The sequence below is a fragment of the Mucilaginibacter myungsuensis genome (assembly GCF_015222005.1).
Lineage (GTDB): Bacteria > Bacteroidota > Bacteroidia > Sphingobacteriales > Sphingobacteriaceae > Mucilaginibacter > Mucilaginibacter myungsuensis.
In genome coordinates, this window is sequence record NZ_JADFFL010000001.1 from 433954 (window position 1) to 456988 (window position 23035).

Annotated in this window: 17 protein-coding genes; 4 read left to right on the forward strand and 13 right to left on the reverse strand. The window is 47.2% G+C overall.

What is annotated here, in order from left to right; translation table 11 throughout:
* Positions 1-91 precede the first annotated feature (91 nt).
* Positions 92-754 carry a carbonic anhydrase gene (locus IRJ16_RS01880; RefSeq protein ID WP_194109814.1) on the forward strand — a complete coding sequence of 221 codons (663 nt, stop codon included), beginning with the start codon at positions 92-94 and terminating at the stop codon, positions 752-754.
* Positions 755-898: 144 nt separating this feature from the next.
* Here IRJ16_RS01880 and pruA read toward each other — a convergent pair whose 3' ends face one another.
* Entirely contained in the window at positions 899-2530 is a 1632-nt protein-coding gene (pruA, locus tag IRJ16_RS01885; RefSeq protein WP_194109815.1) for an L-glutamate gamma-semialdehyde dehydrogenase, read from the reverse strand.
* A 183-nt stretch (positions 2531-2713) separates the two neighbouring features.
* On the opposite strand from pruA, the gene IRJ16_RS01890 reads away from it, so the two are divergent.
* Entirely contained in the window at positions 2714-3043 is a 330-nt protein-coding gene (locus IRJ16_RS01890; RefSeq protein WP_194109816.1) for a hypothetical protein, read from the forward strand.
* A gap of 44 nt (positions 3044-3087) precedes the next feature.
* Here the strand turns inward: IRJ16_RS01890 and IRJ16_RS01895 are convergent, their stop codons facing one another.
* Positions 3088-3804, reverse strand: a complete 717-nt coding sequence (locus IRJ16_RS01895; RefSeq protein ID WP_194109817.1) for a 3-keto-disaccharide hydrolase — start codon at positions 3802-3804, stop codon at positions 3088-3090.
* Positions 3805-4225: 421 nt separating this feature from the next.
* On the opposite strand from IRJ16_RS01895, the gene IRJ16_RS01900 reads away from it, so the two are divergent.
* On the forward strand, positions 4226-5815 hold the full coding sequence (locus IRJ16_RS01900) for a CotH kinase family protein (RefSeq protein WP_194109818.1): 1590 nt from the start codon (positions 4226-4228) through the stop codon (positions 5813-5815).
* Between the two features lie 59 nt (positions 5816-5874).
* Here IRJ16_RS01900 and IRJ16_RS01905 read toward each other — a convergent pair whose 3' ends face one another.
* The 6 genes from IRJ16_RS01905 to IRJ16_RS01930 form a co-directional block, all read right to left on the reverse strand.
* A complete protein-coding gene (locus IRJ16_RS01905) occupies positions 5875-6360 on the reverse strand; it encodes a hypothetical protein (RefSeq protein ID WP_194109819.1) in 486 nt (161 codons plus the stop codon).
* A gap of 67 nt (positions 6361-6427) precedes the next feature.
* Positions 6428-7282, reverse strand: a complete 855-nt coding sequence (locus IRJ16_RS01910) for a sugar phosphate isomerase/epimerase family protein (RefSeq protein WP_194109820.1) — start codon at positions 7280-7282, stop codon at positions 6428-6430.
* Positions 7283-7287: 5 nt separating this feature from the next.
* A complete protein-coding gene (locus IRJ16_RS01915; RefSeq protein ID WP_194109821.1) occupies positions 7288-9609 on the reverse strand; it encodes a DUF7133 domain-containing protein in 2322 nt (773 codons plus the stop codon).
* Between the two features lie 186 nt (positions 9610-9795).
* On the reverse strand, positions 9796-10839 hold the full coding sequence (locus IRJ16_RS01920) for an adenylate/guanylate cyclase domain-containing protein (protein ID WP_194109822.1): 1044 nt from the start codon (positions 10837-10839) through the stop codon (positions 9796-9798).
* Entirely contained in the window at positions 10839-11219 is a 381-nt protein-coding gene (locus tag IRJ16_RS01925) for a response regulator (RefSeq protein WP_194109823.1), read from the reverse strand. The genes IRJ16_RS01920 and IRJ16_RS01925 overlap by 1 nt, the downstream gene beginning before the upstream one ends.
* Positions 11220-11243: 24 nt before the next feature.
* Positions 11244-12557, reverse strand: a complete 1314-nt coding sequence (locus IRJ16_RS01930) for a sensor histidine kinase (RefSeq protein ID WP_194109824.1) — start codon at positions 12555-12557, stop codon at positions 11244-11246.
* A gap of 471 nt (positions 12558-13028) precedes the next feature.
* Here IRJ16_RS01930 and IRJ16_RS01935 point away from each other — a divergent pair, with 471 nt between their 5' ends.
* Positions 13029-14849 (forward strand): AAA domain-containing protein, encoded by a 1821-nt coding sequence (locus tag IRJ16_RS01935; protein WP_194109825.1) that lies wholly within the window; start codon positions 13029-13031, stop codon positions 14847-14849.
* On the opposite strand, the gene IRJ16_RS01940 is transcribed toward IRJ16_RS01935, so the two are convergent.
* The 5 genes from IRJ16_RS01940 to IRJ16_RS01960 all read right to left on the reverse strand — a co-directional run bounded on the left by IRJ16_RS01940 (position 14825) and on the right by IRJ16_RS01960 (position 23030).
* Positions 14825-15718: an SMP-30/gluconolactonase/LRE family protein gene (locus IRJ16_RS01940; RefSeq protein ID WP_194109826.1), complete on the reverse strand. Its 894-nt coding sequence runs from the start codon at positions 15716-15718 to the stop codon at positions 14825-14827. The two genes, IRJ16_RS01935 and IRJ16_RS01940, sit on opposite strands and share 25 nt — an antisense overlap.
* 9 nt (positions 15719-15727) lie before the next feature.
* Positions 15728-16486 (reverse strand): SDR family NAD(P)-dependent oxidoreductase, encoded by a 759-nt coding sequence (locus tag IRJ16_RS01945; RefSeq protein ID WP_194109827.1) that lies wholly within the window; start codon positions 16484-16486, stop codon positions 15728-15730.
* Between the two features lie 28 nt (positions 16487-16514).
* A complete protein-coding gene (locus tag IRJ16_RS01950) occupies positions 16515-18230 on the reverse strand; it encodes an IlvD/Edd family dehydratase (protein ID WP_194109828.1) in 1716 nt (571 codons plus the stop codon).
* Positions 18231-18344: 114 nt separating this feature from the next.
* Positions 18345-21674, reverse strand: a complete 3330-nt coding sequence (locus tag IRJ16_RS01955) for a tetratricopeptide repeat protein (protein WP_194109829.1) — start codon at positions 21672-21674, stop codon at positions 18345-18347.
* Between the two features lie 9 nt (positions 21675-21683).
* Complete coding sequence (locus IRJ16_RS01960; RefSeq protein WP_194109830.1) at positions 21684-23030, reverse strand: sugar porter family MFS transporter; 1347 nt, start codon at positions 23028-23030, stop codon at positions 21684-21686.
* Positions 23031-23035: the final 5 nt, after the last annotated feature.

Here is a 23035-nt window from a genome sequence, read left to right on the forward strand (position 1 = left end):
ACGTTTAAAAATTAAAAAACGATAATTAACACATAAGCAGTGATGAGGGAATTAAAGTTCCTCACCTACATATTAAAACAATCTATCAATTATGAGTACTCCACACATTCACGACACCAGTCATATCACCTACGAAGGTTTACTGGCCGGTAATGAAACATTTGTTGCCAACGCTTTGGCACAAGACCCTGATTTTTTTAACACCTTAGCTAACGGACAAGCTCCGCCTGTGCTTTGGATCGGTTGTGCCGATAGCCGTGTGCCAGCAAACCAGATCACCAACACTGCCCCGGGCGAGATATTTGTACACCGTAACATTGCCAACGTAGTGGTGCATACCGATATGAATATGCTTTCGGTTCTGGATTATGCTGTTAACGTATTGAAAGTAAAACACGTGATCGTGACCGGACACTATGGTTGCGGCGGTGTGTTGGCAGCTATGAGTAACAAACAAGTAGGCTTGATCGATAACTGGTTGCGCAACATCAAAGATGTTTACCGTTTTTATGCAAAAGAACTTGACGCGATCGCCGACGAAAAAGAACGCGGAAACCGTTTGGTGGAACTGAACGTGATAGAAGGTGTACGCAACCTAAGCAAAACCTCTATTGTACAGAACGCCTGGAAAAATGGCCAGGAACTTAACGTACATGGTTGGGTTTATGCCCTATCTACCGGCAGGATCAAGGACCTTAAAGTTAGTGCCCATAACAACGAGGCCCTTGACGAGGTGTTCAAGTTTAAGTCTTAAACAGTCCGAAAGTCGGAAAGACAGCAAGACCGAAAGTAAAAAACTGGTTGGTCACAAAATAAAGCGGCGTCACGAACTCTTCGTGACGCCGCTTTTGTCATATATCTTTCGGACTTACCGACTTACGGTCTTCCGGACTTTTTCTTACTCCGCCAAGAACGGATATCTGTAATCTTTCGGCGGATCAAAGGTCTCTTTGATCGTGCGTGGAGATACCCAACGCAACAAGTTGATCATAGAACCGGCCTTATCGTTAGTACCAGATCCGCGGGCCCCGCCAAATGGTTGCTGACCTACTACTGCACCTGTTGGCTTATCGTTAATGTAGAAGTTACCGGCCGCGTTGCGTAAGCCTTGGGTAGCCTCGGCAATAGCATAACGATCTTGCGAGATGATCGAACCGGTTAAGGCATAGATCGATGTTTTATCGACGATCTTGATCACCTCGCTGAAGTCAGCGTCCTCGTAAACATAAATTGTAAGTACCGGGCCGAATAGCTCTTCGCACATGGTCACGTAAAAAGGATCGTTCACTTTGATCACAGTTGGGTGGATGAAGTAACCTTCGCTTTTGTCGTAAGTACCACCGGCTACTATCTCTACTGATGTATCAGCTTTGGCATCATCTATATACTTAGCTAATTTATCAAAAGAACGCTCGGTGATCACCGCGTTAACAAAATTGCTAAAGTCCTCTACCGGTCCTACTTTAAAACTTGCGATGTCGCGCTTCATAAGCTCGCTAACTGCCGGCCATAGTGATGCTGGTACATAGGCGCGTGAAGCAGCAGAACATTTTTGTCCCTGATACTCGAACGCGCCACGTACTAAAGCAGTACTCACCACGTCGGCATCAGCGCTTGGGTGGGCTAACACAAAGTCTTTACCACCGGTCTCGCCTACTATGCGCGGGTAAGTTTTGTACAGGTGGATATTAGTACCTATGGTCTTCCATATCTCCTGGAACACACCTGTTGAACCTGTAAAGTGGATACCTGCAAAATCCGGATGTTTAAATACGATATCACCAACGGTCGGGCCATCGGCATAGATCAGGTTGATCACGCCCGGAGGGACACCTGCCTCGTTAAACAATTGCATCAACACGTTAGCGGCATAGATCTGCGTATCGGCAGGTTTCCAAACTACTACGTTACCCATCATGGCTGCTGATGCAGGCAGGTTACCGGCAATAGCCGTAAAGTTGAACGGTGTTAACGCAAACACGAAACCTTCTAACGGGCGTTGCTCTACCCTGTTCCAGATACCTTTTGGCGATACCGGCGGTTGCTGCGAGTAGATCTCGGTCATGTATTGCACGTTGAAACGCAAAAAGTCGATAAACTCGCAAGCCGAATCGATCTCGGCCTGGTAGGCGTTCTTGCTTTGGCCAAGCATCGTAGCGGCATTTAATCTGGCACGGTACGGGCCTGATAAATGCTCTGCAGCTTTTAAGAAAATGGCAGCACGTTGCTCCCACGGCAGGTTCTCCCAATCGGCTTTCGCTGCAAGGGCAGCGTCGATAGCCGCCTGGATCTGCTCACGATCGCCAATATGGTAAGTACCTAATAAATGTTTATGATCATGCGGCGGGCGCAGTTCGCCGGTGTTACCGGTGCGCACTTCTTTGCCGCCAATGTACATGGGGATGTCTACTTGCTGTGCGCGGGCTTCTTCTAAAGCCTTTTTTAAAGACGCGCGTTCTGCACTGCCCGGACCGTAATTCAGAACGGGTTCGTTAACGGGCTGCGGGGTGTTAAAAAATCCTTTAAGCATAGATGGGTATTTTTTGAGATGGGCAAAGATAGGCTTTAAATCATTATGCCCGAAACAGCCCGCTTGTAAATTACTGCCGATCAACAAAGCATGTAATTGTAACAATGTATGTGACGTAGCCTGTAGACTTAAACTATCGCCAAAACAGATAGTTCAACCTATAGAAAACAAAAAATAACGACCATGAAAACTCTTAGAATAACATTAGCAAGTTTAGTAGCCTTAGTAGCTATATTCTCATACAATGCAGCGAGCGCGCAGGTACGTTTAAGTGCAAATATCAATGTAGGCCATCCGGGAGCGCATCGTACCGTGGTGGTACACCGCCCGCCGGTTGTTCATCGCACTGTTGTAGTACATAGGCCTGCTTATCGTCCGGCACCGCGTCATGTGGTTGTGCACAGACCGGCATATCGTCCCGCACCACGCCGTGTAGTGGTGCATAGGGCGCATCCACGTAAAGTGGTTATGGTACATGCCGCTCCTCGCCATGTGATCTACAGGCATCGTTAATAAATTAAGGCCCGCCAAAATATCTGGCGGGCCTTAATTTAGTTCTAAAGTGACCTTATCTTCAAATTTTTAAAGGCGACGGGGCCGTGGTGATCTTGCAGCATTATCCTCCCCTTTTCTACCGTCCCGAACATCGGCTCCACTTTACTGAATTTACTATCGGCTACGCAGTCGGCATACTCTTTACTACCGCGGGTATATTCTAACACCTTTACGCCGTTAACAAAGTGTTGCACGTTCTTCCCTTTAGCAATAACCCTGATCGTATTCCATTGTCCCGGCGGGTTAACTTTCTTTTTGGTTTCTACAGGCGGTAACACATCGTACAAAGATCCCAATAAATGATCGGCCAGTTTATTATCCTCACCATTCACATCATCAATGATCTGGAACTCGCAACCCAGGTTGCCGCCCTTATCATATTTAGTAAAAAAGTATTTGATGCCGCTGTTGGTGCCAGCCACCAGGTTAAAATCGGCAGTGAACTCAAAATCACCGAATTCGTCTACAGTAAAGATATCGCCGCCCTTTGCTTCTTTCTTCAGCGTAAGTGTGCCGTTATCTATCTCCCATGCACCTTGGGCGGCAACCGTCGGTTTGCCATCGCCGGAAGTCCAGCCGGTGGTAGTGCTGCCATCGAACAGTAATTTCCAGCCTTGCTTTTTTTCTTTGGGGTTCAGCACGTTGTCGGGCATGCTTTGTGCAAAGGCATAGTTGCCGATAAATACAGCGGTCAGCAGCATCAGTAATATTTTCTTCATTTTATAATTGGTGTGATAGCTTAAAATTAGCGCAATTCAGACCCATTTGCAACACTACTTCGTCCGATTCACAACCGTTATGTGTATTTCGATATAATGGTATAATAAAGTTACAGTAACAAAATTGTGCTATCACAAACTTATGATACAAACCGATACCTTTGCATAGACCTGATATTATAAAACCTAAAATTAGTTTCGTAAATCCCTTGTTACAAGCAACTTTAATACACAAGGCAAATAAACTATATTAAGTATTTAACGTATTAGCTATAAGCCTTACACCATTACCCTAAAATGGCAAGGCACTTAAACTATTGACCTTGTTACGCCCATGTAATTGCAGGGCGATCGGAAACACGTTACTTATATTTCGCATCACATTTACCAATTTACCTGATATAACCTAACCAACATCGCTATGAAAAACAACCTTATGAGAAACCATTTTTTACTATTCATCACCTTTGTACTGGCATTTACAGGCTGCAAAAAAAGCACGATAGAAGAACCTACACCCGGGCCTACCAAAAATGATACTGTGGTAACTAACCCACCCACGCCAACAACACCGGCACACCTAAAGGGTTTAAAGATCAACGGGGCGGACTGCGCATTCGATTCGACATTTGTTACCTTTTATTACCCTGTAGCCGTCGGTACTACTTTAAGTAACATCACTATCAACTTTGACACTACAGCTGCCAAGAATTTCTATTTTAACGGCACCAAGGTTAGCAACGGCGGCACTATCAGCGCCAACCTGCAGACAGATCAAAAGATCAGCGTAAAAGCGGCGGATAAAGACAACAACGGGCCTACTTATGACCTGGTGATCACCGGCCTGCCGATCGTAATGCTGACCGCTGGGTCTACCATTGGCGATAACGAGATCTCCGGCGGATTTAAACTTGTTAACCCCGACTATATTGCGCAAAAAAGCCAGTTGCAGCTCAATTCGGCCATTAGCATCGCCATCCGTGGTGCTACATCACGCGCTTATCCTAAAAAGAACTACAAAGTAAAAACCACAGACGATGCCGGTACGAGCCTGGATAAAGCATTCCTTGGTTTACGCGAAGACAATAGCTGGATACTGGATGCCATGTATGTTGATCAGGGCCGTATGCGTAACCGGGTTTGTACCGACCTTTGGAATACGTTTAACAACGTTCCGCATTTTGCAAGCGAACCCGAAGCCCTTAACGGGACACGGGGCTACATGACAGAGGTCTTCCTGAATGGACGCTACGCCGGTGTGTACTGTCTTACCGAGAAACTCGACCGTAAACAACTGAAACTTAAAAAGCAATACGGGAATAGCTATAAAGCGAACTTATGGACCAACGAAACATCGTTCTACGGTAACTCGGATTTTGATAATACTAAAAAAGAATGGGGCGGCTGGGAGTTAGAGTATCCGGACCTTGGCGACACACCTGCACCTAACTGGGGCTATTTGCACACTATTGTTGAGTTTATAGCTAATTCGACCGATGACGAATTTAGCGCACATATCGGTGAAAAGGTAGACCTGCCTAATATTGTTGACTACTTCATCTTTATGAACGCTATGGTGATGCACGACAATGAAAACAAGAATACCTTCTTTAGTTTTTATGATTTGCGCAACGCCAACAAATTCTTTTACTCGGTTTGGGATATGGATGGCGCTTTAGGGCGTAACGCAGGTGGTGGTAAGACGGCTAACCAAGTGATCGGGGCAAGCAATAATAAACTATTTCAACGCCTGCTGCAATTGGATCCTAAAGGATTTAAAGACATGGTAAAAGCCCGCTGGAATGTCTTAAAGGCAAACAAACTTAGTCCCTCGGCTATTGACGAACGCGTAGAGAATTACCGCAAAAAACTGGTAGAGACCAAAGCCATAGATCGGGAGAAAAAGGTTTGGACAAATTTAGGTCAGGACCTGAATACCGAAGCTGAATATATGAAAAGCTGGTATGGTTCTCAATTCACGCTGATCAACGATTATTTCAATAGTTTATAAACTACTTACTATAACAAAAGAAGCCGCCCTTGCTTAAGGAGCGGCTTCTTTTGTTATGACTATTTTGCATTACGCCGATCGGCCATATTACACTTACCTTGATACCGGCCCTTTAGCTTACTTCCGTCGACCAACCCAAGTTTGTAATCGATCTCAAGTTGATCTTTATTAAGTATCACGTCAAAATTGCCCGACTTGACCGCTATCTTTTGGCCATCCTTAATAAATGCGCCATAAAACTCAAATGGCTTTCTGGTATTCACGCCTTGATTACTGTAGCTATAATGCCCGTTAGTCAACTTTTCAATATCATTACACGCCAAACTTATCCATATCGTCTCTTTAGCTTGTGCCATATCAGCATTACCCGAATAAAGATCGATCTCGAACTTCGATGTTGTAGAAAATGATTCGTTAGCCACGGCTACGTACTCCATCGGCATGTCGGCAATTCGCATCGCCATAGAAATAAAAGTAAGGATGGTCAATACCGATGTTAAGATCATCGTGCTGATCCGGATGGTAGTTTTACGTCCTGTTTTCATGATAATTAAATTTATGGTTTGGTTAATTAATTCCATTTAACAAATAGCGTATCCCCGATACCGTCCGTCACTTTTTCAACCCGTTCAAAAACTTTACGCTTTCGGGCATTTGGGCATCTATAAATTCAGGGGCGCTTTCGTCCTCTATATAAAAGTATTTGATCTTGGTTTTTTTCGCCGCGCGGATGATCGCCTCCATATCCATTTGGCCCTCGCCTACCGATACAAAACTGGTCTTGCCGCCGCGTTCCAAGCCTTTCTTTACATTCTTCACGTGCATCAACCTAAACCTATCCGGATATTTTTGCAGCCATTTTATCGGATCCTGACCAGGCCAATAAACCCACATCACATCCATTTCAAATGATACGTACTTAGGGTCGGTATTCGCTACAAGGTAGTCGAAAAATAACCCGGCACCCAGTTCACCTTCGCCTTTAAACTCCGGGCCGTGGTTATGATAGCAATAGGTCAAGCCATTGTCGTAAAGGACCTTTCCGTATTTGTTGAAGTCTTCAGCAGCTTTTTTAACGTGTTCGGCCCGCAGGTCTTGAAAATCTCCGGGGTGGGATATAGAACCTATCCTTACAAATTCTGCACCCAGTGTTTTAGCCTGAGCGATCACCTTATCCATGTTCTTTTCCAGATCCCCCTGCCCTACACCAATACTGGTGCAGCGCATACCACGCTCATCAAGCAAAGCTTTCATTTCAGCAGGTGTTTTGCCGAACAGGTTAGAGAACTCGATGTTGGTAATACCCACAGCCTTGATCTTATCAAGCGTTCCGGCAACATCCTTTGCAAAATCGGCACGATAACTGAAAGAGACCACACCGGGTGCTTCTTTCAATAATTTCTTTTGTGCGGTGGCGGGCGAGCAGTATGCCCCCGCGACCATCAGCATTATAAATATCTTCTTCATATCGGTTAATTGGTCTTGGTAGCCGCATCCTCGGGTTTAGCAGGTGCGGTCAGCTCATCCATGGTAAACGTCTTTTGACGGGTGGCTAACTTGCTCCGTAGTGTTTTTACATCGGGTGCATTCACCTTATCACCTTTATTCTGCCATGAACGGCGGATAAAGTTCATCACTTGGGCAAGGTCATCATCAGTGTAATCCTTATTGTCGGCAAAGCCGGGCATTTCGCCGGCTATCTCGGGTGCCTGGTAAACCTTGCCGTTCACTTTAACAGGGCCGCTCAAGCCCTTCAACAAAATAGATGTAAGGGTCGCCTTGGGGCCGTTAACGATCTCCGACTTATTCAACGGAGGCGCTAATCCCGCCACGCCATTGCCATCCTCGCCGTGGCAGGTCTTACAAACAGTTGCGTAAATAGCCACACCACGCGGGTAGTATTTAGCCATCAATGCAGGGTCACTGTTCAGCTTGGCATCATCAATAGCGATCACCGTTCTGGCAATGCGTTTATTTATCGCCAACGCAGTATCGGGCATTAAGGCCAGCATTTGTTTTTGAAACTCGTGCTCTCGCCCCTGCAGGTTGCTTACAATAGCGTCGCCTACGTAATTATTTTTAGGGAATTTCTTTGCCAGGGCGAGCAGGATGCCATCTGCCAATTTACGGTCAAAGGGCTGAACTGCATTGGTCACAAATCCTACATAAGGCGCTGCCGCCGTGTCATTTCTAGCTATCATATCCTGCAAGATCCCGGCAAAAGCTTTGTAACTGTCCTTACCGATCACCGACTGCGATACCGTCAAAGCCTGCATCCTTATCTTCCATTGGGCCGACTTTAATAAAGCCAGTACCTCATCCGCTATTAACTCGCCCAAACCCTCCAGTGTCCACAATGCATGTGTGACTAACAAAACATTGTCTGACTTGATGGCCTGACGCAAGGCAGGGATAGCGGCCTGAGGTTTAGTATCCACCAATATCTGCTGAGCCTTATCCCTGACGTAACCGTTGGTGTTCCCCAACAATGCTACCAATTTTATCGGATCGGCTGGGAATACAACATTGTTCAGTTTTTTGCCTAAAGGATAGATCTTATACAACCTTCCGCATGATAGTGGTTGGGTCAAATTACGTTTCTCTATCTCGCCTTTTAAATAGGGTGTCAAATAGGTTTTATGCTGAATGATGCCGCGATACATATCTACCACATATAAAGCCCCATCCGGGCCATCATACAAACTCACCGGGCGGAAACGTTCATCAGCACTGGCCAAAAACTCGCGGCCTTTATAGGCTTGTTTACCGCGTACAACGTTGCCTCTCAGTTCGGTTATGATGTTACGCTTGATCAGGTTGGCTGAAGGCTCGGGTGTAAAGCCATTGAAGTTATACTCCGGACCGAACAAGCCGCCACGATAAATGAGCGGACCGGCGGCGGCTGTAAAATTATTCAACCGTAAACTATCATCTAATATACCCTTCATGTAACCACGGTTAACGCCGGGCGTCGGCCTGATCGGATACACTTTATTATCGGCAACGATACGTTGATTAAAACCAGCCTTGGTTTTAAGGTTCTTATTATTAAGTCCCAAACCCGGAGGGAAAAAGTCGCCGTTCAGGTTGGTGGAGTTATCGTTTGAATATATCCGCCCCTCGTTATCCTGCGTGATGCCCCATTGCCCCTGCTCCTGCATTGGGGCGATCAGCCATTTGTCGCCCGCTTTGCGGTAACGCTTGGGAGAGTTTGCATTATAGATCCAGTTATCCAACCCGCGATAAAGTCCATTGGGTTGGTGCTCCACATTACCACCCTCAGTATATTTAGGGTCGACAAGGGTACGCTTTACTACTTTATCATTTGCCAGCTGATAGAAATACAAATTAGGCGGCGACGCCACCAAAATACCGTCCTCTATCAGGCAAAAAGCCCGGGGCATCAGTAATGAATCGATCACTACCGTGCGGCCGTCCATCACGCCATCTTTGTCCTTATCCGTTAGTACCACAACTTTACCATTAGCTAATTCTTCGCCTTTGGCAGATGTGTCGGGCATGTAATCCTGCATCTCCAAAACCCAGATGCAGTTATGCTTATCAAAGGTCATCGCTACGGGGGTACTGATCAGTGGTTCTGAAGCGATCATAGAGATAGCCATACCTTCTTCCAGTTTCATTTTGCTGATAGACTGTCCCGGTGGCACTACGGGCGACGAATTGACATCGGCCTTAGGCGGGTTAGCCGAAAAGTTGATGAACTTGCGGGTGGCACATTGGTATAGCACAATGGCCATAAGCAGCGTACCGATAATGTAAACGTGTTTTTTCATTGCTTGCGAATATCATTGCGCAACCGGCTTGGTCTGGCACAGATGCACGATATCTGAACAGGTGAAGTTAATATTTAAATTGAAAAGCCGGACCGAGTTGCTCCGGCTATTTGCACGCAAACGTGTGCGGTAATGATCATTTTACTTTTAGGGATGCTCTGAATGACCATCGACGATATTGAGTAGCTACCCCAATACCTGATAAACCGTCATCGGTAATACTTTATTCTTGAGAACAACCTCGCCTATCATTTCGCAATTGAAAGATTCTTTGGCTTTTTGATAGGTCGCCTCGTTGATGAGGATCTGTCCAGGCTTGGCAGCCGATTGCAGGCGCTGAGCAGTATTTACAACATCTCCAATTACAGTATAATCCAACCGCTTCAATGATTCGGACCCGATATTGCCCGACACCATCTCGCCGGTATTGATACCGATAGATATTTCCGGCTTGTAAACCTTATCTCCCATCGGGGCAGGCTCCTGCTGACCGATACGGGCCTTTGCAGCCAAAGCCGCATCAATAGCCCTATCCAAATGATGCTCGCCTTTGAAGACGGCCATTACAGCATCGCCCATAAATTTATCTACAACGCCGCCCTGAGCGATCACCTCTTGAACCACTTTATCAAAGAGGCTATTCAGCAGATTCACAACCTCATTGGCCGGGACTTGCTCAGTAATAGCCGTAAAGCCAACAACATCCAAAAATACAACGGTAGCATTCAATACCTCGTTTTTGAGCAAAGATTCCTCAAAGCCTTTATGCCCCATAAAGTTCAGTACGTTCTCATCCACGTACATTTTCAGGATGTTATTCTCTTTGATGGCTTTTAGCGTATCCTGCATCTGTTTAACATGGAGAATGGTCTTTTCCATGGTCAGGTCCAGATCGTCGAAATCAACTGGCTTGAATACAAAATCGAACGCCCCCCGGTTCATAGCCATGCGGATGTTCTGCATGTCGCCATATGCCGATACCACTACCGCTTTCAGCAGCGGATTCGCTTCGGGCAGGTGACTCAGTAAGGTCAGGCCATCCATAATGGGCATATTGATATCACTTAGGATCATGTCAATATCAGCGTGCTCCTTAACTTTCTCCAGTGCATCGGCACCGTTGGCGGCAAAAATAAACTCGTACACATTCTCCCTGATCTTGCGGCGGAACTTTTGTTTCACCAGCAACTCCAGATCGGCTTCATCATCAACTACCAGTATTTTGGCCATCAGGTCAGTATCGTTTTAAGTTTCTCTTTTAACAGACTAAAATCAAGCGGCTTGGTCAAAAAGTCGTTAGCGCCGTGCTCTATGGCCTGGCGGTGGTTCTCGTCGTCGCCATAAGCAGTGATCATCATTACAACGGGTGGTGGCGGGGCATCAAAATCCTTGCGGATCCGCGATAACAGCTCGATACCACTCATCCCAGGCATATTGATATCCGACAGGATAAGCACTACCTCCGAATGTTTCTCTTCCAGGTATTCCAGCGCCTCTTCGCCCGAGAGGGCAAAATCGAACTCTACCTGGTGTTCTTTGATCTCTTTTCTAAAGCGCTGTAAAAAAAGCGGTTGAACATCCGCTTCGTCATCTACTACCAGTATCTTCATTTGTGCTAAATATAGCCTTTAAATTCAGGCCGTCGGTAACGTAATTATAAATTCGGATCCCTCGCCTTCGGTGCTGTTGATATCGATCTTACCGCCATGGGCTTTGGTGATGATATCATAGCTGATAGACAAGCCCAAACCAGTGCCCTCGCCGGTAGGTTTGGTAGTGAAGAATGGCTGCAGGATCTTATCCCTGATATCGTCGGGAATGCCGGTGCCGTTATCCTTTACCCTTATTTCTATGGCTTTATTAAGCGCTGACGTAGTCACGCTAACGACGGGCTTAAAATCAACACCCAGCTTTTTTTGCTTTTGATGCACTGCATAAAAAGCATTCGTGAACATATTCAACAACACCCGGCCAACATCCTGTGGCACCAGGGTGATAGCAGGCAAACCATCGGTATAAGAGGTCACCAACTCGGCATTAAAACTCTTATCCTTAGCGCGCAAACCATGGTAAGCTAAACGGAAGTACTCATCGGCCAGTTTATTGATATCGGTCGGCTCCTTGGTATCGCTGCTGGCGCGGCTATGTTGTAACATACCCTTTACAATGCCATCAGCGCGTTTACCGTGGTGGATGATCTTCTCCAGGTTCTGTTTGATATCGCCGGCAATGGCCATTACTTCTTCGGTATCGCCTTTGGCTAATTCTTCGGCCATTTCATCCATCAGCTCTATGCTAACTTCAGAGAAGTTATTGACGAAGTTCAACGGGTTCTGTATCTCGTGGGCTATGCCGGCGGTCAGTTCACCTAAAGATGCCAGTTTCTCTTGCTGGATCAGTTGCGCTTGGGTGGCTTTTAACAGATCGATGGTTTTTTCCAGTTCAGCTTTTTGTTGGGTCAGTTCGGCGGTGCGGAGTTCTACTAAGCGGTCCAACTCGGCGTTACGCAAATTGGCTACCTGTAATTCCTCGCGCTGCTTCTTGTTGGCGGCCCATCGGATAAAGATCCAACTGAACGCCATTAGTTCACCACAAACGAAAATATAATCCCACTTTTCGTAAAACGCAGGCGCTAACCAATCAATAACAGAGCTTACAAGGCCAACAGTTATCAGCGGATAATGGCTATTGAAATAGAACTGAAATTTGACGAACTCCGGCTGTAACTGCAAATACAAAACAACACCTGATAATGCCAAAATACCGATCACTGCGTTAATGATCTCATAATCGTCCAGCGCTTTTTGTGTTAGAATGAACAAGCCGACTATGCCCAAGGTCATGTACAACAGCGGCTGTCGCCATTTGGGCGACATGTTGGTTCGTTCAACCAATCTCCGTAAGCGGACCGGAAGTAAAAGGGCGGCAAGGAAGTAGAAAAAAAACATGCGTTAGATGTAATGTGATCAGTAAAGATAAAAATTTTAACGGATAATGGACCGCTCCCGTAACCGGGACATTAGTTAAGCATCAACTGCAGCTGATCAATACCGCTCATGTGCTCACAGATCGTTCACGTTCACGGGCGGGACACACCTGTAAATTGCAACCCACTCATTATCAACGCCATTTTTATAACCCGTGAACACGTTCAAGATGGGCACATTAATAATTATATTTTTATCTATCTAAATTTCAATTACTTAAAAACAACAACATTCTAAAATGACAAAGACTTCGCGTGAACGATCGTGAACAAAACTCAGTTAAACTTTATTTAATTTTAATTATTAATTGATATATAGCTATTTATAAAATAAACATTTAATAGATCTGCGAAATTGGTGATCATTAACCGCGATCCATCCTCTTTTCTTTATCCCATAAAGAAACCGCATATCCCTATATTTGCTACCTGCATGACCGACTATTTTAAGCGACTGACCGAACTTTTAGAAAAAGAACGCCAAGCCGATGAGGCTTCTTTTAACCAACTGACCAAAGGCGCAGGTGCGGCGCAACGGCGCGAAGCCGGACTGGCCTGGTACCCCATCGCTATCCGTAATACCGAACCTACCCGTGGCGACTACCTGAGCGTTGAAGTTGAGCGCACTACGCACAAGGACCTCTCCCATCAGATCAGGTTCGGCAGTTCGGTAGCGTTGTTCTCTAATCACGATGTTAACGACCGTGTGAACGCAACGGTGACCTACATAGGCGGCGACCGTATGCGCATCACGCTACGTACGGAAGAACTGCCCGACTGGGCCGACCAAGGCAAACTAGGCATCGACCTGTTATTCGATGCCTATAGCTACGATGAGATGCGCGACGCTTTGAAGGAAGCCGACCGATCAGACTCGCGACTTATACAGGTATTGACCGGGAACGCGTCTACAAACAATACTCCTGTTGTTTACCACGATGATAAATTGAATGCATCGCAGCAAGCGGCCGTGCAAAGTATCCTCGGCGCACAGGACCTGGCAATAGTGCATGGCCCACCGGGGACAGGTAAAACAACAACTTTAGTTTCGGCCATTAAAGCGCTTATAACACAAGGAGAAAAGCAGATATTAGTAGTTGCGCCAAGCAATACAGCAGTGGACCTTTTAAGCGAAAAATTAGCGGAGATCGGGTTGGATGTGTTGCGCATTGGTAACGCCGTAAGGGTTAGTGAGCGGTTGCAACAACTGACCCTTGATAGCCGGATGGCTACCCATGCGCAAATGAAGGATGCGAAGAAATTACGCAAACAAGCAGCCGAGTTTAAGAACATGGCGCACAAATACAAGCGCAGCTTTGGCAAAGCAGAGCGCGAACAACGCAAGGCTTTATTTGACGAAGCGCACCGCATTATGCGCGACGTGACCAAGATAGAGGAGTTTGTTAGTGACGATGTGATCGACCGGGCACAGGTGATCACAGCGACGCTTGTGGGTGCAGACCATCACTCGATCAAAAACCGAAAGTACAATACAGTGATCATGGATGAGGCTGGTCAGGCTTTGGAACCAGCCGCCTGGATACCCATTTTAAAGGCCACGCGTTTGGTTTTAGCCGGCGACCACCTCCAGTTACCTCCCACTGTAAAGTCGCAACAGAGCGGCTTAAAAACAACCTTACTCGAAAAAGCGGTAGCGCTGCATCCGCAAGTGGTTACCATGCTTGATGAGCAATACCGTATGAATGAGCAGATCATGGGATTCCCATCGTTGAAATTCTACGAGGACAGGCTTGCAGCTTCGCCATCGGTGTCTAACAGGTTGCTTCGTGCTGATGATAAGCCCATCACATTCGTGGATACTGCCGGGGCGGGTTATGAAGAACAGTTAGCAGGCAACAGCGTCACCAACCCCGAAGAAGCAGCATTTTTGGTAAAGCACATCGATCAAACCAATTATAGTTCCACTACAAGTGTAGCTATTATAGCGCCTTACAAAGAGCAGGTTAACTTGTTAAAAGAGTTAACAAAAGAGATGACCGTTGAGGTAAACACCGTTGACGGTTTCCAGGGCCAAGAGCGCGATGTGGTTTACATTTCGCTTACGCGCAGCAACGGCTCAGGTACTATCGGTTTCCTATCCGACTATCGCCGCATGAACGTGGCTATGACACGCGCTCGGATGAAACTGGTACTGATCGGCGATAGCGCTACCCTATCGCAAACACCGTTCTACGCTGATATGATCAATTACATTGAACAGCTTGGCGGTTACGAAAGCGTTTGGGAATATTGACCAAATAGCTCGGCCGCCCTTCCCTGGTATCCGCAATTACGGATAACCAACAACGAACCGGCCAAGGGTTGCCGTTGCAATTGTTCTTTGCTCAGCCCTACACTGGCCGAGGTGATGTAAAGGTCTTGCAGATCATCTCCGCCAAACGTACAGGAAGTGATATTGGCAGCGGGCATGGATACACTCAACAACTTTTCTCCGGTCAGCGGATCCCAGCGCGATACTTGCCAGCCATCCCAGTGGGCTATCCAAAGTTTATCCTCCGCGTCGATGGTCATGCCGTCGGGATAGCCATCACCGTCTGGTAATTTGACGACCACACGTTCGTTGCTGATCGTGCCATCGGCCACATCAAAGTCGAAGGCGACAACCTGCTTTGTCGGCGTATCAATGTAATACATCACCTTATCATCGGCAGACCAAGCTATTCCATTAGAAATAGTTACATCACTCAATTTAAGTTGTAGTCTAAGATCTTTGCCAAGCATATACAGGTTACCCGCTCCCTCCTTTTCATCCAAGGCCATCGTCCCTGCCCAAAAGCGACCCGCCGGATCGCATTTACCATCGTTAAAACGGTTGCCGGGCAGATCTGACTCGGGATCGGCAATACGTTCAATGTCGCCGGTCGCCCTGTCAATAAATGCAAAGCCGTTAGCCAAAGCGGCGATCAGTCTGCCATCGGCACAAACAGCTATCGTGCCGATCATCTCGCCTACGCTGATCGTGCGTAAACGTTTGTCAGGGGTTGAATACTCATAAATATCGCCTTTATGAATATCTATCCATAAGATAACTTTACGCTCCTTGTCCCAAACCGGGCCTTCGCCCAATGTGCAAATATGCGGAACTACAACTTCAACTAACATAAGTTAACTTTAATAAGGTGAAGGACTAACGCTTGTCCACCCGCCGTCAACCACAATGGTCTGTCCGGTAATGTGCCTTGCCTTGTCAGACACTAAAAACAAAGCTGTATCTGCAATATCGGCTACCCGAGCCGGTCGCCCCATCGGTGTGATGCGCGACCATACGTTCTCGTAATCGGGGTCTTCCAGGGTACGCTCGGTAGCCGTGGCTCCGGGAGCGACCGTATTTACGTTGATGCCGAATTCGGATAGTTCGATTACCAGATTTTTGGCCAGCATCTCTAAGGCCGCCTTGGTCATGCCATAAGCTGCCAAATTTTTATGCGCCTGGTGTCCGGTTACCGACGACATGAAGAGCAAACTGCCGCCACTCACTTGTTTACGCATTTGCTTAGCGGCGGCCTGGGCTAAAAAGAAAGTCCCGCCAAGGTTCACCTGCAACACTTTAAAAAATGAATCGGCAGGATAATCAAAGAAATCGCCGAAGAGGGTGATACCCGAATTGGCAATAGCGATATCCAAAGCACCGTATTCGTTTACGGCCTTATCCACTAATTGTTGGATGACCTGCATATCACCGGAATCTCCTGATACCGCGATACAAGAACCGCCTGTTGCCCTCACGATTTCTGCGGCCTTTTCAGCCAGTTCCGCATCAAGGTCGTTCAACACCACCTTCGCCCCTGCAGATGCCAGCTTTTTGCATATCTCTAAACCTATGCCTTGTCCTGCGCCGGTCACTATCGCTACTTTTCCTTGTAGTTCCATTATTTATTTAGATAAGTTTATGGTCGATCTAATGAGAATCACGTGTAACCTTACTGCCCGATGAACCACGCAGAAAATCCAGATCGGCACCCAAGTGCGCGCCTTGTACGTGTTGCTGATACAACTGTACATAGCCCCTGTCCGCTTTAGGCAGCTCTATCCGCTTGTTCAGGATACGTTGGCTAATCACTTCATCAGAAACCTCTAAACGTAATGACCGCCCCGGGACATCTAGCACGATCATATCCCCGTCCTCTACAACACTGAATACCCCACCATCAGCAGCCTCAGGTGATACATGCAATACCACAGTACCGAATCCGGTGCCGCTCATCCGCCCATCGGATATGCGGATCATATCCGTTACACCTTTAGCCAAAAGTTTAGCAGGCAGGCCCATATTGCCTACCTCGGGCATGCCGGGGTAACCTTTAGGACCAACATTTTTGAGGACAAGGATACTATGCTCGTCAACCTCAAGTTCGGGGTCGTCTATACGTTGTTTGTAATCGTCAATATCTTCAAAAACCATCGCTTTGCCGGTATGCTGTAACAAATTTGCGCTTGCGGCCGAAGGTTTGATCACCGCTCCATTGGCACAAAGGTTTCCTTTCAATACTACAACGCCTGAAAGCGGGTTGAACGGCGCATTTAACGGGCTAACGATATTGGTGTCGTAACAAACCACCTTGTCGTAATTCTCGGCAATGGTCTTACCGTTGGCGGTCAGACAACCAATATGCAACCTTGGCAGTAGTTCCTTCATCACTGCCGGCAGGCCGCCTGCATAATACAGGTCTTCCATAAAGTACTGTCCGGATGGTTGGAGGTTGACCAACAGCGGGATATTGGCTGATAGCTTATCCATATCGTCCAAGGTCAATTCAACCCCGATACGACCTGCTATGGCCAGCAAATGGATCACAAAATTGGTAGAGCCGCCTATTGCGGCATTCACCATGATGGAGTTCTCGAAAGCTTCGCGAGTGAGGATATCCGACAGTTTACGATTCTCTTTCACCATCTGCACGATCTGGTATCCCGAACGCTGAGCCATGATCTTACGCGCGGCATCAGGCGCAGGAATGGCGGCGCTGCCCGGCAAGGAGATACCCAGCGCTTCCACCATGCAGGCCATGGTAGAAGCCGTGCCCATAACAGCACAATGACCATCACTACGGCACATACCGGCTTCGGCCAGGCTCATTTCCATATCGTCCATCTCGCCCGTACGGTTGGCTTCGCTAAAACGCCAGATATCTGACGTACTGATCGACCTCCCCTTGTGCCGGCCCGTCAGCATCGGCCCGCCGCTGACCACAATGGTTGGCAGATCTACACTGCAAGCGCCCATCACCAACGATGGCGTGGTTTTATCGCAACCGCAAAGCAGCACCACGCCGTCTATCGGATTAGCACGGATAGCCTCCTCCACATCCATACTGGCCAAATTGCGGAACAGCATGGCGGTGGGTTTCATCAGCGTTTCGCCAAGGGATAGCACGGGGAACTCCACCGGGAAACCACCGGCCTCGTAAACACCGCGCTTAACATGTTCGGCCAGTTCCCTGAAATGCGAATTACAAGGTGTCAATTCAGACCATGTGTTACAGATGCCAATGATCGGCCGCCCGTCAAACTCGTGGTCGGCTATACCCTGCTTTTTCATCCAGGCCCGGTAGATAAAGCCGTCCTTGCCCGAACGGCCGAACCACTCGGTACTCCGTAGTTTCTTTTGTTCCATAAATAGGTATCGATATTTATCGAAGGTTTATGAAAGCAAGATCGTTTATTTGGCCGAAAAATGTCAAGCCCGGCAAAAATAAATTAAGGCCGGGCTTGACCGAGACGCGTTTGGCTAAAAACCGCCGTTAATGGCCAGTTTATTATGCCAGTTTGCACCAAAGTGGCAGGCATCCAATTTTAATACTTCGGCAAAAGCGATCTTAGCCTTGGCATCGTCACCTAAACCTAAACAGCCTAAACCTTGCAGGTAAAAACAATGTGCACGATTGCGCAGGTTAAGATCATCATCAAAAATGAGCAGGTTGGGTAAGGAAACGGCGAAATAATCTATTTTGATATCGTCGTTAAGATGGTCCACCCCAAAATCGACCAGTTTTTGAAAGATAACATCCGCTTTAACACCATCACCTAATTTACGCCACGCCAAGCCTTGGTAGAATATTTTATCAGGCTGCTGATCATTGTAAAATATCGCGGCAGATGGTTCATCTAAACCGATGACAGTTTTTTGGTAGAAGGCTTTAGCCTGATCAGCATCTTCAAGTCCTTCGTAAGTCCTGCCCAACCAATAGAAGATATCATTCTCCTGAGTGCCATACAGCTTACCCTCGCCAAGGTTATGCGGATAGTTTTGCGCATCTGTAAGGTACTTCACAGCTGCATCGAATCTACCACTATTTATACACTCCACCGCCAAAGCGACCAAACTATAAATATATTGCCCCGACGCTTTACCTTCCCCCCCTTCCCAGGGATGGAACTGACGACCCATGATCTGGTCGAAAGCGGTTTGGTGGTAGCCTAAAAAGTTATACAATGCGGCGCGTTCCAGGTAAACGTCGTCACGCTGGGTGGTCATATTAAGGTTGTCCTCGAGCAGATCCAATCGTTTGGCCGGGGTATAGTTCAAACGCTTGTAAAGCTGATCCAATTCCATTAATATCCTCGCATCTGCTTTATTTAAAGCAAAGGCGCGTTCAAAATAGCTAACGGCTTTACCGTGTTCGTCGCGTTTGTTAAAACAGGCAATGGCCAGGTTGCGCAACACGGTCGGGAAACTGTTATCCAACTTTACCGATGCTTCCCAGGCGGCAATGGCATCATCGTACTGCAACTTGTCGTAAAACAGGTTGCCCAAATAATAGGGAGCTTTGGCATCAGCAGAGTTCAATTGCATGGCTGTTTGCAGCACGGCGATATCCTCTAACCTGTCCGGAAAACATAGGTAAGGGTCGGCATCGGCCGCTTTCCTAAATAATTCGACGGCCTGACCTTCATCACCCAACTTTAATTGAAAATAACCAAGGTAGTAATACACCATCGGATAGGTCCGCTCGCCATCAAGGGCGTAGTGCAATAAGCGGAAAGCTTCGTCGTACAAACCGGTATTAGCATAGTCGAGCGCGTACTCAATGAAGTTTTGGTGATAGCCGCGAGCCAGTTTTAGCAGATCTTGCATAGCGTTGCCGCTAAGTAATTTGTCGCCGGCCGATTCGCAAGCGCATACTAACTCGAATAATGCACCTAAGTTGAAGGCATCGCGTTTTAAAGCTATCGTAGACACATTTATTGCATCGGCTGAACGGCCTAACTTACGGTAAGCCGCCGACTCGATCACATATGCTTTGCTGTTATGCGCATTCCTATCAATAGCCGAACGGATGTGTTCTAACGCCAACTGATAGTCGCCGTTGATCATATCCAGTTGAGCTACCATATAAAAGCCGGTATCCTTCCACGCGTTACCCCAGGTGGCTTTGTAGAAAGCACCGTAAGCTTCCTGCAATTTCCCCTGAAATTTTAATGAAAGACCGAGGTTGTAATACGGCTCAGTATCGTAAGGATTAGGATTCCGGCTAATGCTCGTCTCCACCGATTTACGGAAATAAGGCTCACTCTTAGCGAACTGTCCACGACGGAGGTACCATAAACCTAAGGCGTTATTGTTGCGAAAATCTTTAGGATCCCGGCGCAAAGCCTCTTCATAATACGGCACCGGGCTATAGGTAGCATGGCGATATTGCTCTAAGTGTTGCGCGGTCAGGAACAATTGCTCGGTGTTTTCCACTTCGCCCGGCTGTAAAGCTGGTTTAGCTGCTTCGGGCAGGTCGTTCACTTTATCAGATGCGGGATCGTAACGCAATAGTTCTTTCCCTGATGATGATGAGACAGTTAAGATCAACTGCTTTTCGTTTACTCCATTGGCATCTATTGTTTTGCGATAAACTTCCTCAGGTACAATACTCACCACATCAGCCAGCAAAACGGTATCAGCATGTTTTAAGCTGATCCTCAAATTCTTCTGCTCTCCGGTCACATATATCTTCAGGTCGATCTTGCTATCGGTCACATCAAGTGCCGTGAGGATATCTTTGGTGGCATTCTTCACCATGCCTAACTCGTGGTAAGGCAAAAAGTATTGGGTAAATTGCTTTTCCTCGTTCGGCATCAGCCAGGTAAAATCGGGCTGATTATCGGTGAACATGCCGGTCATCAATTCAATGTACGGGCCATCCTCATCGGTCAGGTTGCGGTCCCAGGCCTGGCCGAAATCGCTGTGTCCCCAGGTCCATTGTTTTTTACCGGGTGATACATGATGGTTGGCCACGTGCAGCAGGCCTGCCTGACTATCGTGCTCATATCCGCCTACAAAATCATAAGCCGAATTGATTGCCATGTAAGATGTCGGCACCGGGATGTTCTTATAGCGCGATATATCCGTTCCGGGCGAATAATCCACTTTATAATAAGTCCCCGTCGCGATGGGGAAAGTTGATACATCCCGTTTACCATGGTCAAAAACCGCGTTAACATCAGGTGGAAAAACCGACTGATAATCATCATTCACCTTTACTGCCGGGTTGGCCCACCATAAAAAGGTTTGCGGCAACAGCGAGCGGTTAAAGAGTTTAGCCTTGATCTCGATATAAGCCTTATCCGGATACAGCGTAAAACCCGCCATCCCCTTGGTGTGGAACATGCGCTCTACCTCGTTTATCCAGATGGTCTTGCTACCGTCTGCGTTCTCCTCTATTTTATGATCTACAGGTTCAAAAGTACTTGGGCGATGGTGTTGCGGCCAGTTGAACTCTATGCCGCCAGATATCCATGGGCCTGTCAATCCGACCAAAGCGGGTTTGATAACTTGATTATAGTAAATAAAATGCCGTTCGCGTATCTTATCGTAAGCCATCTGGATACGTCCCCCTAACTCGGGCAGGATCATGATCTTGATATATTTATTTTCCAGGAAAAGACCGGAGTATTGTTTGTCCTCTTTCTCGTCAAATATTTTTTCGATCACGGGATTTGGGTACACCTTGCCACTGCTGCCCTGATACACCCTTTTCTCAAAAAACATAGGGTTTGGGTCAGGTTTGCCAATACCGTAGGTAGGGATGGTCACTTGTTCCTCCCAAACGTTCACAAATAAGTCGCTCATCGTTATAAATTAATGTCTTATTAAATTGTCTTCCAGCTCTTCTAAAGTTTGCCCTTTGGTCTCTTTTACCTTGGCCTTCACAAAGAGGAATCCCGCGAAACAAATGACCGCGTAGAGATAGAATGGCCCGTAAGTACCCAAAGCTTTAGCCAGTATAGGAAAGGTAAAAACCAGCACAAAATAGGCTCCCCAAAGTGACACCACAGCTACGGTTGATGCCGTGCCGCGTATCTTGTTAGGGAATATCTCTGATATCAATACCCAGGTGATCGGGGCTATGGAGATGGCGTATGTGCTGATGGCCAGCAATACAAATATCGACACCAACCCGGCCGCATATTGGTTTTGCAGCAAATAAGCCAACACCAAATAGAGAACGGATAAACCAAGCGCTCCAGCCAACATCAGTGGGCGACGGCCCAATTTATCAACCTGCCACATGGCCAGTAAGGTGAATACAAGGTTTACGATACCGATGGACACGGTCTCGAACAATTGCTGGTTCAGGTTTGAACCTACCGACTCGAATATGGTTGAGGTATAATTAAACACCACGTTGATACCGCAGAACTGCTGGAACACGGCCAGCGTAATACCCACCAGTACAGCCGGGCGAACGCTTTTCTCGAATACCGCTTTGAAAGACTGCTTGCTCCCGCCCGTTAGCGACTTTTCTATCGCGACCACGGTATCATTGACAAAACCTGCCGAGCCGATCTTATTTAAGACCGACCGCGCTTTATCAGCTTGCCCTGCTTTGATCAACCAGCGCGGGCTTTCGGGCAACCACAATACACCCAACAAGAAAAACACCGAAGGCACCGTTCCTAACCCGAACATCCACCGCCAGGCATCGGGACCGGCATCGGCTAAGAAATAATTGACCAGATTAGTTACCAGGATGCCCAATACCACGGTCAATTGGTTGATTGCCACATTACGCCCCCTAACAGCTGCCGGTGATATCTCGGCAATATACATCGGGCATAGCATAGAAGCCATCCCTACACCAATACCCGCCGCAAAACGCATGATGACAAAATAGACCATCCCCTTTGACAACGCTATCGCGACAGAAGATATAGCAAAGATGAGTGCCGATACCATCAATCCCGGCCTACGGCCATATTTCTCGGCTATCTCACCTGCGATCAAGCAACCTACAATACAGCCCAGTGCCAAAGACCCCGTAAGGAAACCTTCCCACACGGGTGTCAGCGCAAATTCGGTACGGAGGAAAGGCAATGCGCCCGATATCACCGCGAAATCAAATCCGAAAAGATACCCCCCCAATGCTGATATAAAAGAAATACCTACAATATAGGCGTTGTTAAATGAATGTATTTGTTGGCTCATTATAT